This is a genomic window from Acinetobacter sp. YH12094 (assembly GCF_013419295.1).
Taxonomy (GTDB): domain Bacteria; phylum Pseudomonadota; class Gammaproteobacteria; order Pseudomonadales; family Moraxellaceae; genus Acinetobacter; species Acinetobacter amyesii.
In genome coordinates this window covers 1-20,024 of the sequence record NZ_VPAK01000014.1, presented here as the reverse complement: position 1 = coordinate 20,024, position 20,024 = coordinate 1, and the positions used below count along the sequence as shown (strand labels likewise).

At 40.3% G+C, this 20,024-nt stretch carries 17 protein-coding genes; 6 read left to right on the top strand and 11 right to left on the bottom strand.

What is annotated here, in order from left to right:
• Positions 1–264: 264 nt before the first annotated feature.
• The 3 genes from FTU34_RS11565 to FTU34_RS11555 form a co-directional block, all read right to left on the bottom strand.
• On the bottom strand, positions 265–534 hold the full coding sequence (locus FTU34_RS11565) for a hypothetical protein (protein WP_078189189.1): 270 nt from the start codon (positions 532–534) through the stop codon (positions 265–267).
• A 298-nt stretch (positions 535–832) separates the two neighbouring features.
• Positions 833–1,192, bottom strand: coding sequence for a hypothetical protein (locus tag FTU34_RS11560; protein WP_078193938.1), 360 nt, complete (start codon positions 1,190–1,192; stop codon positions 833–835).
• Between the two features lie 112 nt (positions 1,193–1,304).
• Positions 1,305–1,739: an I78 family peptidase inhibitor gene (locus FTU34_RS11555; protein WP_180035789.1), complete on the bottom strand. Its 435-nt coding sequence runs from the start codon at positions 1,737–1,739 to the stop codon at positions 1,305–1,307.
• A gap of 298 nt (positions 1,740–2,037) precedes the next feature.
• Between FTU34_RS11555 and FTU34_RS11550 the strand changes: the two genes are divergently transcribed.
• The 4 genes from FTU34_RS11550 to xseB all read left to right on the top strand — a co-directional run bounded on the left by FTU34_RS11550 (position 2,038) and on the right by xseB (position 5,597).
• Positions 2,038–2,685, top strand: a complete 648-nt coding sequence (locus tag FTU34_RS11550) for a LexA family transcriptional regulator (RefSeq protein WP_180035790.1) — start codon at positions 2,038–2,040, stop codon at positions 2,683–2,685.
• Positions 2,686–2,700: 15 nt separating this feature from the next.
• The gene (locus FTU34_RS11545) at positions 2,701–3,996 is read left to right on the top strand and encodes a Y-family DNA polymerase (RefSeq protein ID WP_180035791.1); all 1,296 of its coding nucleotides are present in this window, start codon (positions 2,701–2,703) and stop codon (positions 3,994–3,996) included.
• A gap of 136 nt (positions 3,997–4,132) precedes the next feature.
• Complete coding sequence (gene xseA / locus FTU34_RS11540) at positions 4,133–5,413, top strand: exodeoxyribonuclease VII large subunit (RefSeq protein ID WP_180035792.1); 1,281 nt, start codon at positions 4,133–4,135, stop codon at positions 5,411–5,413.
• On the top strand, positions 5,403–5,597 hold the full coding sequence (xseB, locus tag FTU34_RS11535) for an exodeoxyribonuclease VII small subunit (protein WP_078188551.1): 195 nt from the start codon (positions 5,403–5,405) through the stop codon (positions 5,595–5,597). Before xseA ends, xseB begins: the two co-directional genes overlap by 11 nt.
• 71 nt (positions 5,598–5,668) lie before the next feature.
• Here the strand turns inward: xseB and FTU34_RS11530 are convergent, their stop codons facing one another.
• On the bottom strand, positions 5,669–10,189 hold the full coding sequence (locus FTU34_RS11530; protein WP_180035793.1) for a translocation/assembly module TamB domain-containing protein: 4,521 nt from the start codon (positions 10,187–10,189) through the stop codon (positions 5,669–5,671).
• A 21-nt stretch (positions 10,190–10,210) separates the two neighbouring features.
• Positions 10,211–12,952, bottom strand: coding sequence for an autotransporter assembly complex family protein (locus FTU34_RS11525; protein WP_180035794.1), 2,742 nt, complete (start codon positions 12,950–12,952; stop codon positions 10,211–10,213).
• Between the two features lie 177 nt (positions 12,953–13,129).
• Between FTU34_RS11525 and FTU34_RS11520 the strand changes: the two genes are divergently transcribed.
• Positions 13,130–14,431 (top strand): MFS transporter, encoded by a 1,302-nt coding sequence (locus FTU34_RS11520; protein WP_180035795.1) that lies wholly within the window; start codon positions 13,130–13,132, stop codon positions 14,429–14,431.
• Positions 14,432–14,452: 21 nt separating this feature from the next.
• Positions 14,453–15,088 carry a 2-polyprenyl-3-methyl-6-methoxy-1,4-benzoquinone monooxygenase gene (coq7, locus tag FTU34_RS11515; RefSeq protein WP_180035796.1) on the top strand — a complete coding sequence of 212 codons (636 nt, stop codon included), beginning with the start codon at positions 14,453–14,455 and terminating at the stop codon, positions 15,086–15,088.
• Between the two features lie 69 nt (positions 15,089–15,157).
• Here the strand turns inward: coq7 and FTU34_RS11510 are convergent, their stop codons facing one another.
• The 6 genes from FTU34_RS11510 to FTU34_RS11485 form a co-directional block, all read right to left on the bottom strand.
• Positions 15,158–15,838 carry a hypothetical protein gene (locus FTU34_RS11510; RefSeq protein ID WP_180035797.1) on the bottom strand — a complete coding sequence of 227 codons (681 nt, stop codon included), beginning with the start codon at positions 15,836–15,838 and terminating at the stop codon, positions 15,158–15,160.
• Between the two features lie 78 nt (positions 15,839–15,916).
• The gene (locus FTU34_RS11505) at positions 15,917–16,414 is read right to left on the bottom strand and encodes a DedA family protein (RefSeq protein ID WP_180035800.1); all 498 of its coding nucleotides are present in this window, start codon (positions 16,412–16,414) and stop codon (positions 15,917–15,919) included.
• A 242-nt stretch (positions 16,415–16,656) separates the two neighbouring features.
• Positions 16,657–17,106 carry a 2-amino-4-hydroxy-6-hydroxymethyldihydropteridine diphosphokinase gene (locus FTU34_RS11500; RefSeq protein WP_078193947.1) on the bottom strand — a complete coding sequence of 150 codons (450 nt, stop codon included), beginning with the start codon at positions 17,104–17,106 and terminating at the stop codon, positions 16,657–16,659.
• Positions 17,063–17,443 carry a dihydroneopterin aldolase gene (folB, locus tag FTU34_RS11495; protein WP_168377722.1) on the bottom strand — a complete coding sequence of 127 codons (381 nt, stop codon included), beginning with the start codon at positions 17,441–17,443 and terminating at the stop codon, positions 17,063–17,065. The genes FTU34_RS11500 and folB overlap by 44 nt, the downstream gene beginning before the upstream one ends.
• Before the next feature lie 83 nt (positions 17,444–17,526).
• Positions 17,527–18,825: an AarF/ABC1/UbiB kinase family protein gene (locus FTU34_RS11490; RefSeq protein ID WP_078193949.1), complete on the bottom strand. Its 1,299-nt coding sequence runs from the start codon at positions 18,823–18,825 to the stop codon at positions 17,527–17,529.
• A gap of 58 nt (positions 18,826–18,883) precedes the next feature.
• Positions 18,884–19,612, bottom strand: coding sequence for a HesA/MoeB/ThiF family protein (locus tag FTU34_RS11485; protein ID WP_180035801.1), 729 nt, complete (start codon positions 19,610–19,612; stop codon positions 18,884–18,886).
• Positions 19,613–20,024 lie beyond the last annotated feature (412 nt).

Here is a 20,024-nt window from a genome sequence, read left to right as displayed (position 1 = left end):
GCATTCCTGCTTTAAATAAAGCTACGCAAATAATATGGACTGCTAAATTTTACTAAAATTCCAGTTAAAAGTTAATGCACTACAAGTGTTTCTTCGTGATGCCCGTTATTTTATAAATAAATGATCCTCATATCGTTTATACATTAAGCAAAATCAATACTTAGAACACGCTTTTCTTGCGCATATTAACTTTTGACTAAAATTAACCATCAAAAAAAAGGCAACTAAATGTTGCCTGTTTTTATCTGTATTGGATATTCCACCTTAGTGGACAGTGGTTGCAGTGATATATTGCTGAAGTTCTGCTCGATCGCCTGTAAATCTGAGGCACCATTCGTCCTGACATGTGGTTTGATGTTGATTACTTGCAAAGCTGATATCGACCAAATAACGCTGAGAAAATTCATCTACTTTTTGGCGTAATGTAACTTTATCTCCAATGCTGAGCACATAGTTCCCACCACCGATAATTGCTACGCCTTGTTCATCTTCTAGGAGTAGATCTGAGTGATGCATATAACCTATAACGTCCATATTCTGCTCCTCTACTGTTTTTTTATTCTCCATTTCATTATTCATTAAAAAGATTTGCTTTTCTATATTTATGATTTAGCAAGTTGTCACAATTTGTATTTCGCTTTGCTTAGGCTATTTTTAAATCTTTAAGCATCTCATGCTCCAAGTAACCCGAAGAGAAATATGCATTCGCGAAATAAGTATGAACTCAATCATATGGCTAAACGACGGATAGTTGCCCCGTTGTAACTACTCGCTGATGAATACAGCCTTTAGGTTTTGCTTTACGCTTTTTCTCGCATAAAAAAACCGCTCCTTAGAACGGTTTGTAATCTGGCATTTCAGTATGCGGTGTTGCGATACATTTTTCAGTAAACTCAGCACGAATTTTTTCACGTGCTTTTTCAACATCAGTATTAATCTCAGCTTGCGGCAAGGCATAAACTTCATCAATGATGTTCAGGATAAATCCTTTGGTGGTTTCATCCTCAATTTTGTTGGCATGCTCAACTGCTTTGTCTTTTTCAATTGCATTTTGACGATCTAACATAATCGTACGTGCAGCATTACCTACACTGCGGCAGTAACCCTGCCACTGCTCTTCAGGGGTTAATGGTTTTTTTTCAGCACAGCCGACCAAAGCCACCATAACGGATAAAGCAAATAACTTTTTCATGAACTTCTCCTTACGAGGGGCAATATAAAAGATCGTAATGGATTTGTCATTTAAATTAGTCATAGCCGAACAAACAAAAAAAGCCCTTTCGGGCCTTTTTTATGCGTTTAAATTAACCACAAGTTGCTTGAATAATCTTTTTATTGATTGGATTTACAGTGACGGTGACGCGCTCTACACGATAATCCATTGTTACTGGCTGCCCAGGTTTTACTAAACGGACAATTTGAGCTTGGCTAATCGCCTTGATCTGATCTTCAGTCAATTTTGCTTGACCAATCAGCGTCTTAGCCTTATCAGCTACACATTCAGTTTGGCTACTACGGAATAATGCCCACTCTTCAACCACTTGTCCGTTTGACAGATGGCAATACCCGACCTGAGCATTTGCTTCATCACGAATTTCAAGTTTACCTTTTTGTTCTACACAATACTGGCTGGCTGGATTTGCCATACCAATTTTTTCTGATGTAGTTTCAGTTTGCTGTGTTGTGCTACAACCCGCCATACATGCTGTCAGTGCAGCTAAAATCCATATATTTTTCATCAAGTCTATTTCTGAATATAAAAATTTAACTTACCAAGTTTGTGCCAAATAAACGAGTTGTTTATTGAAATTTTTAGTTGTCATTCCACTTTCTGTAATTAGGCAGCAATGTGCCTTATGTTCAAAATACAGAACGTCATTTTCTTTGAACTGATGATGATTTTTGCAATATTTAAAACGACTAAACTTGTCGCAGCTTTGATTTTAAAGGTTTTATAAATTTGAAAAATGACCTGCTCAACGCGTATGCTAAAAAAGTACTTTTCTTCAAACACGCCACGTTGCGTAGGAGCAAAATATGTCAAAAAAACTGCCGATTTATTTTTCGGACGAAGCTTGGTCGTCTTTGCAACAGCTCATGGGCGCAGATGGCAAACCCAGTCCCACCATCAATGCCCTGCTTGAAAGGCAATCTCAAGAACTATCTATGGATCCATTTTTGGATTCTTCGCTCAATGTTCAGCCTGTTCAGAAAAATACCCATATTGAACTTCCCGTTGCCTTGGAACGTATTCCTGCTGGCCCAGCTTTCGCCAATAAAGATGTTTTTGAAAAAGTCTTAGACCTAAATGATTATTTGGTAATTAACCCGCTCGCTACATTTATTGCGCATGTCGATAGCGAGTCTTTACTCAATGCCGGCTTTGAAATTAATGATACTTTTTTAGTCGATCGTAGCTTAGAAGCCAAACATGGCGATATCGTGGTTGCACTGATTGATAATCGTGAAATCACCTTAAAGCGATTGATGATCACCGCAAAAATGTCAAAAGAAGAAATTGCCGACATTTTTGGTGACCCCAATAAAGTCTTACCCAAAATTTGGCTAAAAGCAGAAAATCCAGCCTATGCGCATATTATCCCTTCAGATAGCGAATCTATCATTGTTCAGGGTGTTGTGACCTTTAATTTAAAGCAATTTTATAAGCGCTCATCACACACCTAAACACAAGAATTCACAATGAAAGCTGCAAATAAAATATTTGCGTTAGTTGACCTTAACAACTGCTACGTCAGTTGTGAGCGTGTCTTTAACCCAAAGCTGAATAATGTCCCTGTCGTCGTGCTGTCCAATAACGATGGCTGTGTTGTATCTCGAAGTCAGGAAGCCAAAGACCTCGGGATTAAAATGGCTGTGCCGGTCTATCAAATTCAGGATTTAATCCAACAGCATCATGTTCAGGTGTTGTCGAGTAACTATGCTCTCTACACCGAAATGTCTAATCGATTTATGAATATTTTAGGCCTGTATGTCGGCCCCGAAGACCGTGAAGTTTACTCGATCGATGAGTGTTTTTTAGATTTCACTGCCTATCAAGAACTGTTTGATTTGAGCCTATATGCCAAAGAAATACGAGATACGATCCTAAAATGGCTAGGTTTAACCTGCTGTGTCGGGATTGGTCGCTCTAAAACGGAAGCCAAAATGGCCAACCATTTTGCCAAAAAAAATGCTTATTTGAACGGTGTGTGCAATTTAGTTGAAATGGACCCTTGTTCCTCAGAACAACTCCTTGCGCAGACACCAGTCAATGAAGTTTGGGGCGTCGGTCGGAATCATACAAAAGCCCTGAATCAGCTTGGCATTCATTATGTTTTAGATCTGATCAATGCACAGCCTAAAGATATTCGAAAAAAATTTAGTGTGGTGATGGAAAAAACCGTCTTGGAACTGCAAGGTCTATCTTGTCTGTCTATTGAAGAAGAAGCACCGAGCAAACAGCAAATTATCAGTAGTCGTTCCTATGGTCAGCCAGTCTACGAACTGGAAGATATTAAAGCCTCTATTCGTGTATATATCGCGCGAGCCGTCACACGTTTAAGAGCAAATCATTCTCTATGTCGTATGGTGGGAGTGTTTATTCAAACGAGTCGCTTTAATTCTACTGAAAAATACGCACCTTATCTGGCCATTACACTGAATGAGCATACCGATGACTTAATTAGTATCACCCAAGCAGCAACGCGTGCCGCCGAAAAAATCTTTAAAGCGGGATTTAAATATAAAAAAGCCGGTGTGGTGTTATTAGAAATCATTCCAAAACAAAACTTTACCCCAGATTTGTTTTGCGATATGGCGTTAAGACAAAGCCGTTTGAAACTGTCCGACACCATCGACGATATTCAAAAAAAATATGGGCATCATTTTGTCTCGATCGGCTTAGCGCAGGACGATGCTGCAACATGGCGGATGAAAAAAAATCTGTGTTCCCCCGCTTACCTGAGTAATTGGAACGAACTGCTCCGTGTGAAATAAAACGTTTGATTGAAACGCTATGTTGTAGCGCCGCTTAGTCCTTCTATTGTTTTAACCGAAATGATCATTTGCAATTGCTGAATATTTATTTAGTATTTAAATGAATATTCATTTTTATATTCTCCTATTTTAAATTATGTCTGATGTTCAATTAACGCTGAGCGAATACCTATCTGCGGTCAAAGAAGTCATTCAATTGGCTTTTAATGATGCCGTGTGGGTCAAAGCCGAGATTCGAAATTTAAACATCAAAGGTGGACATTACTATTTAGAATTGGCTGAAAAAGAACAAGAAAGTGATAGAGTCATTGCCAGTTGTAAGGCCACAATTTGGAAATTTACTGCAAATAAAGTTGTCGGAAAATTTGAACGTGAAAGCGGCATTGAGCTCAGTCGTGACTTAAATGTCTTGGTTAAAGTGCGTGCCAAATTTGACCCGCAGTACGGCTTTTCAGTCAATATCGAAGAAATTGATTCGAGTTTTACTTTGGGTGATCTGGCTCGACGCTATCAACAAATTTTAGAAAAACTCACCAGCGAAGGTCTGATTCATAAAAATCGAAACTTGCCTGCGCCATTTGATATTCAGCATGTCTTGGTTATTGCGCCTGAAAATGCGGCTGGCTTAGGTGACTTTAAAAAAGATGCAGATGCGCTACAACATGCTGGCGTGTGTGAATTTGTCTATCATGCTGCAACCTTTCAAGGAAATACCGCAGCACAAAGTATCCGAGATGCTTTAGCACTGGGTTTAAGACAATGGGCCAATGACTTTCAAACTGCGCCAGATTTGATCGTGATTATTCGTGGTGGTGGTGCCGTTAACGATCTTGCTTATCTGAATGATTATGATTTGGCTGCACTTCTATCTAAGCGTAGCGTGCCAATTTGGGTCGGTATCGGCCATGAAAAAGACCGTACGATCTTAGATGAAATTGCACATCGTTCTTTCGACACCCCGAGTAAAGTGATTGGGGGTATTCGTAATCATATTGTTGAGCGAACTCAGGAAGTTTTAGAGGCATTACAAAGCATTCAACTGCGCTCTCAACATCAAATTGCCCTGTATCAAAGTCAAAATGATCAGTTACTACAGGTCATAAAGACCTTGTCTCAAAGTCAAATCAATGACTCAACTCGGCTCTTACAGCAATACCAAGATAACACTGCTTATTTTGCTCAGTTACAACTTAAAACAGCTGCACAGAATATTGAAATACTCATGCGTGAGACTTTACTGCAAAACCCTGCTCATGTGCTTTCCAAAGGTTATGCCATCGTCCGGCAGCAAGGTCACGCCATTCGCGCAACGAAAAATCTTCAGCCTTCAACGCATTCACCGATTGAAATTGAAATGCAAGACGGCATCATCACGGCTGACATTCAACATATACAGGTAAAAAATCATGACGACTGATACTCTAAGTTTTAAAGAAGGCTATGAAGTTTTAAAACGTAATGCTGAATTACTCGAATCTCAGCAAGAACCCGATATTGATAATCTTATGAAAATCGTTGAAGAGTCGATGCAAGCCTATAAAGCCTGCAAGACTCGTGTTGAAGCGGTACAACAGGCACTGAATGATACGTTTAAAGATTGATATCTCAGCTCATCATTTGTATAAAAAACGCAGCCTAAGCTGCGTTTTTTATACTCAAATTTTGACTTCTCTTAGAAGCGCCAGTTATAGAACAAGTCGATTGCACGCTCTAAAGACTGACTCGCTTCCAAGTACAAACGTTGATTCATTTGATAACGTAAGGTCAATTTATTCACAGGTGTAAATACTCCGACGCCATAACGAATGAATAAGTCAGGTGTGATATAACCCGTCACAGAAACCTGAGTATCATCCCCTGTTCCTTGAGCATCCAATGCCAAACCACTCAAACCAAATGTACGACCAATTTGATTGGTCAATGCACGTGTACCACCCAAGCCCATACTAATACCGGCTGCAGCAATCGTGTTGTTCACATCAGAACGGAAACCTTCCGCCTGACTTAAACCTGAACTTCCTTCATTGATACGACCTGTAATTAAGGCATTTAAGGCTTCTTGTTCAGATAGACCTGCATCGTTATACACCTGAATTGCAGGGCTTGATGCTGTACCTGTCACACGAACACCAACAGTACTGCCTTGCACGGCTTTATTGGCATCAATATCTAAAGTAGGGTTCGCCAATGGTCCATTAAAACGGGCAATCGCACGGTTCAAGTCCAGACTTTGACCATAAGCTTCGATTTTCACACGCTGAGAAACACCAATTGCACCATTGGCACGCATTGCTGTTTCTAAACCACGTTGTGTCAAATTCAAACGACCAATCAACGGAATTCGGCTATCAAAACCTTGAAAAATCACTTGATTACCAATATTTACCTGTACGTCAGCGCGAATATCCCAAGGACGTGCTGATTTTAAGATTTCAAGTTGATTATCACCTTCATGTACCACACGTACATCTGAAGATACCCCAACCACTGTTGCAGACGATTCTGGCATCGAAATCAATGCGCGCGGCACATCAATTTTACCTTTTAAGGTTAATTTCTTACTGAAAGGCAGCACATCTAAAGATAAATCAGGCGTTACAACAGCGGTGATCAATGGCGCTTGACGGACTAACATTTCATTACCCGTTAAATTCAACTGGATACGTGGATCATTTTTCCAGTCAATATTTCCGGTTAATTTGCCTACACCACGCCCACTGTTAAATGCACCATCAATCGTCGCGTAGTTTTGACGCACAGCAGAATACAACTGAATATTGGTCAAGTTTACAGGCAATGAAATCATGCTAATCGAGCCATTTTTCACTCGAATCTCACCATCCATTAAAGGCTGAGACAATGTTCCGCTAATTTTTGCCGCATAAGACAATGTACCGCCCATTGAACGGACATCTTGTATAAATGGTTTTAAGATTTTTAATTGAACTTGGTTAAAGGCCACTTCACCGCGGATCGGTTTGTTGGCTTTATACGGATCAATAATAATATTGGCATAACCTGTACCAATATCAGGAGCTTTGGTATCGAGTCGAATTTGTAGCCCTTCAGCGACACTTTTCGCAATCAAACCTACTTCATCATATTTTAAAGTGGATGCTAAATACTGTGGGTCTTCTGCTGCTAAACCGAGTAAACCGTCACGAGTCACTAATCGTGCATCAATTTTAGGTTTTGCACCTTTCGCCCAAGACGCTTTTGCATAACCGTTCACTTTACCCGTAATCGCCAGGCCTTCAGGCATAAAGGCAGCAAAGTCGTTTAGGTCTAAGTTTTTTGTCACAAAAGATACATTGCCGCGGTTTTTATTCACACGGATCGGCTGATCAAAACATAATTCGCTTTGCTGACTCATCCAACAATGCGCGCCAACAAATAAGTCAGACTGTGCAGTGTTGTAAATAATCGATGCATTTTGACGCTGCACAAGACGTGTACGCAAGGAGTCAAAATCGCCTTTTTGAATCTGACCGAGCCAATTATTTTGTGCGTTGAAACCACCGGCTAACTGCACATAAAATTTTGATAATTTATTTTCAGCACTGACTTTTAATAAATGCGCATTACGTGTACCGGCCAGTGAAATTTGACCTTTCACAATCTCACGGTTGTTACTGCGTAAATTATCCATCGTTGCCGTTAATAAACTTGGTGAAGTCGCAGAAGTTGGCAACTCGCCTTGCACCCGTATTTTTTTCACACTGAATAAATTATTAAATGCAAAATCATCTATTGCGATATTGGCAGATGCTTGCAGTCGTGGCTGTGCTTGAACATTTAAGTAGCCATAAGCACGTCCACGTAGGCCTGCATAAACTTCATATAACGCTGGTGCATTAATTTTCAATTGTAAATTTTGTGCATTACCAGTGGCTTGAATTTGGTTATTGGCATAAGCCAACAGTAAATTATTCGCTTCAAACTGTTTTGGCATAAAGCCAGATTGATTTGAATTAATCACCATCGCCAAGTTACCTTGACCACGGACAGGTTTGTTATTGATCATACCTGCCAAATTCAGACGTTCAATTTGAATACGTTTTAGCGCATCTGACCACACACCACTGGTTTTTAAATTTCCAGATAATTCACCCCGTACATTTGAGGCAAAATAATGCGGCTTAAAATGCACCAGTGATGCATTGATATCCCAACCAATGGCTTTTTGTAGTAAAACTTGTCCATTGGCAGAAATTTTACCTGCCACGCCATCATGACGCAGCTCGGCTATTTTAATTAATTCAGGTGTGCCAGATACTTTGAAAATCAAACTGCCTTTACTTGCGGCAACTTGGCTTGCATTGAGGCCACCATCATAATTCACAGCAAAAGCTTTAAAGCCTCCCCCTTGTTTCTCATCATGGAAAGTCAGCGCAGCAGTAGATTGACCTGTTAAGTGAACCGTTTCATTTTGCTGTGCTAGTCGGCCTAATAAATCAATATTATTCAGCTGAATAATCTGTTGATTTGGTTTTGCATAACCATTGGCTTTTAATGACCCTGTAATTTGATCGACAGGCGCAGCAGCCACGATGGTTTGTGGATTGAACTGCTGTGCTTGTACATTGGCTTGCCATTTCAGCATACGTTTTTGATCAGGCAATTCTACAACTGCGTTACCTTTGAGCTGACCTTTGTCGGCCACATAACTAAAGGCAGGGACATTGAGATTGTTATTTTTCAAATTCAGTTTGGCTTGATATTGTCCAGCAGGCAGAGCACCTTTTTCATGTCGTGACACGGTGGTCGCCACATTAATGTTCTGCTGACCTTCTGTAAGCGCCAATTGCACATTGCCCGAATCACTACTCAACCATCCAACATATGGCACTGCACGGTCTATATTTTTCCAAGACACATCCATCAGCATCGGCTGAGCTTTATTATTTTTGGCAGGCGCTTGATCGAGTTTTAAATTCCAAGTTTCATATTGATCAAAATCTACCAAAGCCGTCAGGTGCATGCCTTTTTCAAGGGTGCCTTTGGACGCAATATTACTGTTTAAACTCACAGGTAGAAAATCTTGAACCACCTGCGGAATCAACTTATGTTTTGGATTAATTTTATCTAAACGACCGCTTACATCCCAAGTAACCTGATCTTTCCAACTCACCACGCCGCCCAAATTGACAGCGCCGCCCATCACTTGACCATTTAGGTTAGTAATATCAAGTTGGTTGACCAAGTCCGTACTCATGAGCGCAGTATATTTACCTTCAGGAATATTGGCCCCGCTCAGGTCCGTGTCTAAATCTAAATTGAGACGCTGAATATCCCCATTGAATTTTGCCAGACCATTTTTAGCAAAGAGCTTTTGCTCAGTCAGTAAAGGTAAATGATAGTTTTTAAATTTGAGTGCACCAAACATCGGAACATGTGGACGCATCGGATGGACCACAGCCCAACCAGTTAAAAGATCTGGGGTATGTGTTGCCACACCGGCTTGAATTGTATCCAACGATCCTTTAGCCACCACTTGAATATCATGAATATTCAAGCTTTCACGTAGTGAAGGTAAATTGACAATCCCCACAGCATTTAGCGGATACTTGTCTTCAAACTTCATATTCCCAGACGCTTGGCGCACAGACAAATACCCCATATCCATACGGGTATCTTCGAATTTTAATTCCGTCCCTGACCAAAGCGCTTCATTTAATTCAATGTCATAAAAATCCACACCTGAACTATGCGTTTTAATCAGCATATGATCTAAATCTGCATGATCGACACGAAGTACGAACGGCAGACGGATTTCACTAAATGCAAAAGGTTTATCGCTAGGTGGGGTCTTGGTAATAATTTGCAGATTTTTAACATCTGCTTTATTTAAATGAATTTCTTTATTAATAATGGCGCGCCAACCGAGTGTAATATCGGCACGGTCAATTTTTACATCGACAGGTTTTAGCGTAACGAGGACATTTCGTAAAATAATGCCCCGCCAAAGGTTACCACCTTCATATTCATAGTGAATGATTTGCTGACGTTCCAGAACACGGTCAAGTAAAAACTTACTGCCTTTGTCTGTAGAGAACATGACCGCCAATGCAGCCACCAAAAAGATAAGCACGAACACGAAGGTCAAAATGACACTTCGAAGAATACGACGCTTCTTCGGCAGTTGCTCTACCGGCGTTTCGTTTTCTGGTTCTTGCTGTTCTTGTTCAGTCATAAAAAACACATCACCTAAAAATTATAATTGTGAACCAATAAAGAAATGTAAACGAATTGGTTTGCTGTCGTCAGAAAGTCCGGTAGCGACATCTAAACGAATTGGGCCAATTGGAGAAGCCCAACGTATCCCCACACCGGCGCTATATGCAGTCGGTGTATTGAAGTCTTTATCGTACGCATTACCAAAGTCACTAAAGACCGCAGCACGCCAGCCTTCTTTAAATTGGTAGTTATATTCTAATGAACCCGTTGCCAAGACTTGACCACCAATTTTATAGCCATTTTCTTCGGCCGCTAAACTCTTATAGTCAAAGCCGCGAATGGTTTGGTCACCACCGGTAAAGTAGCGTAAGTTATAAGGAACTTTATCAAAGTTCTCTGTCAGAATATAACCTAAATCACTGCGCCCCACGAACTGGTGATTATCATTTTCACCCAATGAATAAATAAAGCGCCAGCCCGCATTCAAGATCGCCATGTCAGCATCTGAAAGTAAGCTTTCACTTCCGACTTCAACTTTATAGGTTTGCTTAATCCCTTTACTCGGATTCACACGTTTATCAGAGTCGGTTCGAGAAATTTCATAGCCAAACATCAAAGACTGCTGTTCATTGTTGGTATTTACCAAGAACGCATCTGGAATGTCATCACTAGGACTTAGGCCGTCATCGGTAATACGGTCCAAACGGTAACGTAAACCAAAGGTATGCTGCCAACTGCCACGTGGGTTTTTAATAATCCGGTCAACCCCAGCTACAGCAGATTCAATCGAAAGATTGACGCCTTGACCGACATCGTCACGTTCTTCACGCTCATAACCACCGACCAAGCTGACATAGTCATTTAATGGATGGTTATATGGAATGTTATAGCGACCATCAATCGATTGACGGATTTTGGATACTTCCATGTTGGCGTCAAAAGAATGACCACGTTTGTTTACAATGGCACGACGATACTGGCCACGAACACGTGTACCAGTGTCGGTACCAAAACCAGCACCAATTTCTGCACTATTCAACTTGTCTGCATTCAGCGTCACGATCACAGGGACTTTTTTATCTTCACGTGCTTGCGCTTTTAAACGTTCTTGTTCTGCTTGTTTGGCATCTTGCGTATCTTGCAAACTGCGTAATTTAGATGATTGCTCTGCATCATTCACCCCCGCAAATTGGTCTTCATCAACCACTTTTTGCGTGACTTCCTTATTCGACATCACTTCCGTTTTGTCTTTCACTACTTGTGAACTTTCAGACAACTGATTTTGATCGACCAAGGTCTGAATATCTGGTGGCAGTTCAAGCGGCTTTTCAATTGGGTCTGGTCGAATCGCATCAACTAAGGTGTAGTTAAAATAGCGAGAGTTGGTCAGGTTGTTAGCCAAACCATTCACACGCCAGAAAGTATAGTCAGCACCGTCTTTCCACGTCACTAAGCTTTCTAAAATATCGCGATCCAATGGAAACTCTGCATTCGGATCACTCATTCGAAATTCGACTTCGCCAAGCTTATAACGCTCACCCGTTTCAAATCGCAAATTGATATCGGCTGTATTTTGTGGTTGAGCCACTCTTACATCGTGCAAACGCCAGTACGAGTCGAAATAACCGTTATTAGTTGCTGCATCATTAATTCGGCCTTTCGTCGTTTCGTATTCACCATGATTAAGAATGTCACCTTCTTCCTGATCTGGTAAAACACCAATCACCTGAAACTGAGCTTGATTTGCTCCAGCCCCTGAAAATTCAATATTTTGCTTTTGAATTTGCACAGGCGTATTTGGTGTAACCAATACACGAACTTTACTATCAGACACTTTTTCAAATTTGAATTCAGACTGATAGAAGCCCACAGCTTGTGCAGCTTGATTGGACAAGCTGCGTAATTGAGGCAAAGCCGATGGAAAATCGCTAAAAGACTCTTGAGTAAAACTTGAAAGCTTGCCTTTAATATTGGCTTTGAGATCTTCCAGCGCCGCACCGTAAGCCTTACTCGAAGTCTGACTGGTATTATGTGCTGAGGTAATTTCAACATCCGCACTAATTCGTGGCACTTTTGCCGTATTCATCTGACGTGGCGGACGCACTTTATATAATAAGCGCTTGAAAATACCCGACTCTGCATCATCTTCCACAGTTGGATTATTCAGCTCTTGCAGAGTACTGGCATTTTCATTTTGTGTTGCACTAATTTCATTATCAGAGCGAATTTCACTCATGAGCTGATCAATATTGACTGGCGCTTGGTTAATTTCCATTAACTCTTTTTGGGTAATGTCCGCAACAGCAACTTCTGTTTGTTGTGTCGCACGGTACTCCTGCGCCTGACGTTTGGCTTCTTCAGCAACTTGGAAGATTTCATTCGCCATGTTTTGATCAACAGGTGTCACGGGTAAGTTTTCTAAATCTTCAAACTCAATGGGTTTAAATTCTTGTAGTTGTGTTCCTGCTTGCTGCTGTTCTTGCAGCATTTTCATGCTATCAACAGATTCTTCCGGCTCATTTATATTTTCAATTTTTTCAATTGCTTCAGGCGTCGACAGCCCTTGCTTTACAGCCTCATCCTTGATTTCAGTAACAATCTCTGCTTTTGTATCTGCAGAGGTTGGAACAGTTTCCGCGGGAGTTTGGGCGAAACTATGCTGAGCACACAAGGTCAAAAAGATGCTCATATATAGACTTTTATTGCTATGATGCTGTCGTATGCAGTGAGCCATACTGTGATGAAGCATTGTTTTTTTAAACTTGATTTTTGCAGGCATAGCAAACTCTAACAAATTTCATTATGTAATGGACTTAGTCAATCAGATGTAGAGCTAAAGATCTTATATCTATTGGTTTTTCGCCATCCCCAAACTCAAAAACATATTACATGATTTTTTTAGAGATTTTACCAATCACTCACATTTCTTAATAAAACTTAATGTAGTAAGACGCTTATGAATAACAACGAACATCTGCTAGGTACACGCCGTTTCCTGCCTATGTTTTTGACCCAATTTTTTGGGGCGCTCAATGACAATGTCTATAAACAGGCTTTACTACTCGTTATCACTTATGGACTAATTCAACAGCAAGCATTTCAAGTAAGTACGCTTACAAATCTAGCTCAATTACTTTTTATTTTACCCTACTTTATATTTTCAGCGACAGCGGGACAGATCGCAGATCGGTTTGAACGTTCACAACTTATCCGTGGTATCAAAATTTTAGAAATTATCATCATGATGATTGGGAGTTTGGGCTTCATTACGGGACATATTTGGTTATTGTTATTGGCACTCTTTATGATGGGAATCCATTCCACCTTCTTTGGTCCAATCAAATATGCCATTTTGCCTGAAATTTTAAAGCCAAATGAACTCATGTCTGGAAATGCCTTATTCCAATCTGGTACATCCATGGCAATTTTGATCGGTATGATTTTAGGTGGAACTGTCATTGCATCTTCAAATGGCAATCTCACTTGGATCAGCCTGACAGTCTTAAGCATTGCTATTTTGGGTTATATCTCAAGTCGTTTTATCCTTAAGCAAAATGTGACTGCCCCAGATTTAAAGATCGACTGGAATTTTTTTCGAACAAGTTATCAAACCATCAAATACGCTAAAAGCTTGCCTTTAGTCTTCACAATTTTACTCGGTAATTCATGGTATTGGTTTTATGGTGCAACCTACCTCACCCAAATTCCACAAATGACTCAGCAAAATCTACATGCCTCTGAAAATGTCGTTAGCTTGCTATTGACCTTTTTCTCTGTCGGTGTGGGCGTAGGTTCATTGCTTTGTCGTAAATTGGGCGGCACTCAAGTCAATATTAAGATGGTTCCCATCGGTGCTGTCGGTTTAACGGTATTTGCACTGTATTTAGCGTTTAGTTTGACCCTCGTCCCGACTCAAACTGGCCCACTTATTACCCTTTCAGAAGTATTTCACCAAGGGTGGAGCTATTACCATGTAATGATCGCAGTGACTTTATTAGGTATTAGTGGTGGTTTTTACATTGTTCCACTATATGCCATGATGCAAGCCTATTCGCCTCGCTCACATCGTGCCCGTGTAGTTGCAGCAAACAACATTTTAAATGCGGTATTTATGGTATCTTCTGCTTTATTCTGTATTATTATTTTGAGCATATTACAGATTGATATTAAAATACTTTTCTGCACGACTGCTGTACTTAGCGCCATTTTTTGTATTTGGCTGTTAAAACGAATCAAACCTTTGCTTAAAACTACGTAAGTCTCTTTGGAGGATTAATCCATGCGTCAATTTACAGGTATCGACAAACTTATTCATTCTTTTGATCAAGCCTTACGTAGTTTAGTTCCCGGAGCAACAGCTGCACATCGTGAAAATCCGTCTGTTGCTGAAAAAACCCAACTTGCAGTCAGCGAAGCACGCCATGTGGCAGGTCTAATGCGGGTCAACCATAGTGGTGAAGTTTGTGCCCAAGCGCTTTATCATGGCCAAGCCCTCACCGCAAAACTGCCTAATGTACGCCGCGAAATGGAACAAGCAGCGATTGAAGAACAAGACCATCTAGCATGGTGTGAAGACCGCTTAAAAGAATTAGACAGCCATACTAGCCTGCTCAACCCTGTTTGGTACGGCCTTTCTTTTGGAATGGGCGCATTGGCGGGTATTGCCGGTGATAAATACAGCCTAGGTTTTGTCGCTGAAACTGAGCGTCAGGTGAGTCTGCATTTAGAAGACCACATCCGCCAACTTCCTGAACAAGACGAACGTTCACGTAAAATCTTAGTGCAAATGAATGAAGATGAGCTTCATCACCGTGATACAGCACTCAATGCAGGTGGCGTAGACCTTCCTGTTCCAGTTCGTATTGCCATGACTGGTATTTCAAAGCTGATGACCAAAACCAGTTATTACATTTAATGCTTTTCTAACGATTGTCGCTAAGTTTTATAAATAGTGAACAAAAAGCCTGCAATGATGCAGGCTTTTTCATAAGTAATGTTTTGACTCTAATACAATAATTCCTTCGCCATCAAAACAGTTTATAGGCTGCCATCGACTTGGTGTAAACCAATCAAAATTCAAACTATAAAGTTGCTCAGTGGACGGATAACCTGATCCACCTAATTCAAGCAGCCATCCTGCCGGACAAATTTCCTTTTGGTTATTAATCACAACAGTATGATCATGTGCCAATTCCAGCAATAAATGACGATGAAGCTCAAAAGCAATCACATCAAATCCAGCTATTTGAATAAGCTCTGGAAAACGAGCCGAAGTCAGACCTTGACGAATATCAGTCATCTGTTCCAGAGTATAGTCGGTTTCAAATGATCGGTTAATCCACGTGCCTTCAGGCAGTACAACCTCTCCAAATTTTAAGGGTTCCTGCAACTGTATATAAATTTTCTTTTGATACTGCCACTCTACATAGTCAGAACGAAGACCTGAAATCACGAACAATCCAAGCGTTACTGCAACAAATAAAGGAAAAAACAATACGCCAGATAAGCCAATTTTAAGTGCCGCATTTACTTTATATGGTCGATTTTTTTGCTTTTTATACCAATTATTCCAACTCAACCAAATCGCAATGACGATAAATAGCACCAAAATCGCAAAGCAAATAATAAGGAAACCTCCCGCACCTGCACCATAACCTAAGCCCATATTGCTCTCACTAAATATCCCTTTAAATCTTTTAATTATGTTTTGACGACTTTATCAGATCAACCAACGTTCACCTTATCAATGTTGATGATGCTTACGCCACCACTTCAACACCGTATAGAGCACACGGAAGAATACGATACATAAAATAACGGCAATAACGATGTAAATATCTTGATGATAAGGCAGCATTTTCGCCCAAAATAGATGTAAATAATGACTGATTTGGAAGCCAATCGTTGCGACCAACATCGCCCAAATAAAACAGGCAACTAGATTAATCAGCACATATTTCCAAACAGGATAAGCACGCACACCGACTGCAATAGGTAAAATAGTTCTAAAACCCCAAGCAAAGCGCATAAATAAAATGGTCAAAATAGGATAACGTTCAATAAACTGGCTCGCACGATCAAATTTTTGTGCAAATTCCGCATTTGATTGGATAAGTTTTTGCCCATAGCGAGCGCCCATTTGATAATAAAACTGATCACCAATAAAACTGCCTAGTATCGCCACCGCAATCAACATTGGAAAATGAAGTATGTGTTGATGTACAGCATAGGCGCCAATCATCAGCACTGTTTCTCCTTCAAACTATGTGCCAATAAAAATCGCAATATAGCCATAGTGCTGAATCAGATCCGTCCAGTTCATATCATTATTTTGAAGCTAAAAAGATAATGTAATCCTGCGACAGCCTATACGCTAGCGCATACCATGAAAGGATTTGAATATTTTTGTTATTGTTTATCTAGCATAGTTAGGTCAGTTTGAAATATCACTCATGTGCATTGAAAACATTTCGTTTCATTCGCTCAATCCACTAAAACTTTTTGGCAACTCACCATAGGAAATTGATGTGCTGGATGTTCAAACATCTCATTTTTCCAAATGTCGAACATTGGTATTTTAACATCGAGTGCTAAAGGCAGTTTTTTCGGATTAAATTGCATGTGCGCTAAGCTTTCGCCCCACGCGATCAGATCCAGATCCAAAGCGATATTATGAGACGGACGAACACGACCTGAGTCTGCTTCCATTTTTTTCAGTAAGGTGCTGATTTCATCTACAGATAAACTGCTTTTCACCAAACAAGCTGCATTCCAATAATCCGCCCCAATGCCATCACGACAAGGAATCACATAAATTTTGGAAAATTCAACATGACCCAAAGCCTGAATTTGACGTAAAGCCTGTTGAAAATGCGGTTTGGGATTGAAATTACTCGCCAGAGCTAGGGCGAAAATCGTTTCGGTGGCGTTCAAGACGAATTCCTACAGAATTGGCTTGCGCGATAATGGCAGGCTTCCGGATGCTAATCATAATAGATTCAATGCTGTCATAGGTAGCAAAAAGTGCATCAATCACCAGTTTTGCTGCATGTTCGATCAATTTAGGTTGAGCAGTTTGAATGACTTTGGCTGATATTTCGCAAATTTCAGCATAATTCAAGGTATCTTCAAGCTCATCTGACTGAGCCGCCTGCGCTAAACTGGTTTGAATATTGAGGTCGAGCATCAAAGGCTGAATAATCTGACGCTCCCAATTGAAACAGCCGATGACAGTCTCAACTTTCAAACCTTCAATGATAATTGCGTCCATTCTTAAACTCAAAATAAAATCTTAAACATCGATAAAATCCTCCTGTTTAAGCAAGAGGATTTTATTTATATCTTGCGGCTAAATTATTGCTTCAACAATAAATTAGGGTCCATAGTCTGCACCATTTGAATACGCTGGTCTGCATAAATATCGGTATATGGCGCAAGGATGCGCATAAAGCGATCGAAGTACAACATTTGTTTGAATAATAAAGCGAAGTCACGTGGGAAGCGAATACCATGACGCTCTCCGACTTGTACCATATCCATCATGATGTCATTCAAATCGGCAGGATTCGAGGTTAATAATTCCTGTGGATCAGCTAAAAGCACACCGCTAAATAAGCGCTCTAAGTCGGCAGCTAAGACTTGTGTATCAATTTTGACAGCCGTCATGCCCATTTTCAGCATATTTTCAGCCATCAAGTTGTAGTCAGTTTTTTGTAGGGCATCCATAAACGCAATACATGCTGTCCACACTTCAGGTTTCAACTGGCCCACGATACCAAAATCGATGAAGCCAACTCGACCATCTTCTAGCAGCATCAGGTTGCCTGCATGTAAGTCTGCATGGAAACTATTACATAACATCAAGCTGCCAAACCATGTATTCATCGCTGTCACCAAAACTTGCGATGGATCTTTAGCGACTTTTTTAACCACATCAAAATCAGTCAATGGTACGCCGTATAAACGCTCCATCGTTAAGACACGACGTGTTGAATATTGGTGATAAACTTTTGGTGCAGTCGCGGCTTTGTTTTGAGTTACATTCAGATAGTTCACAAAGTCATCAAGATTTTGAGCTTCTTCAATAAAGTCCACCTCACGTACCATGCGAACTTTAATTTCTTCAACGATATCTGCAAGTGAAGCAAATTTAACTTTAGGTACAGCTTTTTCAACCAGTTTGGTTGCCCAATGTAAAACGTTTAAATCTGTATAGAGAATCGTCTCGACACCCGGTTTTTGCACCTTAATAACAACATTTTCACCACTGACCAATTTAGCAGCGTGTACCTGTGCTATCGATGCAGAAGCTAAAGGCTTTTCATCAATTGAAGCAAATATTTCATCTAAATTACGACCAGCAAATTCTGAAGCCAATACCTGCTGCACATAACTAAACGGCAATGACGGTGTCTGATCTAAACAGCCTTGGAACTCTTCTACATATTCACGCGGAAATAAAGAAGGTGTACTGGCAATAAATTGACCCAATTTAATATAGGTTGAACCTAGTGATTCAAAAGTTTCACGCATTAATTTTGCGTTACTTGGTTTTTCAGTTGCATATTTAAAGCCGGCTTTTGCCGCAACGACAGCGGTCTCACCCATGCGGGCAACCGAGCGAATTCCATCTAACCAGATATTGTTTTTCATAATGTCTTAGAAAAAAATAATTAACGTGAGTGTAGCAAAAAAATAAGGGCTTGCTGCTTTATCTTGCCTGACAGATTGGACAATCGGGATCTTTTTCAAAAGCGAGAATTTTTTGTTTCATTGACAGACCATCCCACAACAAAAGTTTTTGTTTCAATACTGTCTTTCCTAAACCCAAATAAAGCAAAGCATGATGAGCTTGCAAACTTGCCATAACATTTGGTGTGGTTGCAAGCACACCCGAGTCTGCACAGCGCAAACTTTCATTGGCTTGTTGTTCTTTTGGAAATAGACATTCATAACATGCCGCGTTTCCTTCGACCATAAACAGTTGCCCTTGGAAACCAATCGCTGAAGCACTAATCAGCGCCACATTATTTTCTACGCAGCTCACATTGACCAAATAACGCGTGCTGAAATTATCACAACCATCGAGAACCAAATCTTGCTGTGAAATCAATGTCTTTGCGTTGCTTTCATCTAATTTTGTGGTATAGCTTTGCACTCGGATATGCGGGTTAATCGCTTTTAAGCGTTTAGCCAAAATTTCTGATTTATAAAAACCCACATCGTCTTTGGTATACGCGATTTGTCGTTGTAAATTACTGATTTCAATTCGATCTGCATCGATTAAAGTGATTTGTCCGACGCCTGCACGTGCCAATAATTCGGCTGTGGTACACCCAATTCCACCACACCCTACGATGAGTACATTGGCAAGTTTTAGCTTCTCTTGTGCATCGATGTCCCATCCATCAAGCAATATTTGACGGCTATATAAATGCATTTCATCATCACTTAATTCAAATTCAGATGTTGATTCATTCGATTTAAACGTAGACAAAGTATTTCCTTATTAAAATTCGTCAAGCATAAAAAATGGGCGAGTTTATATCGCACGCAAAAGATTAAAACATCGATATCCATCAAATGTTGTTCGAGTACAAACCCGAAACAGTGTAAAAACACCCTGCTATTTGAGCAAGACAATATACAGCTTAAAGTTAAAATAAATGCTCTGTAGACATGGCATTTTTCTCAGTTAGCGTATCTTCAATTACATTATTTAAAAGGCTTTGTTGCACAAAGATTTATAATTTGAAGCATCCGCCAACTCACTCAAATTTAAGTTACAACTCGGGTATGAGGACGACCTAACTCTGTAAATCTATTCAGCACGGCCACACGTGCATGAATCT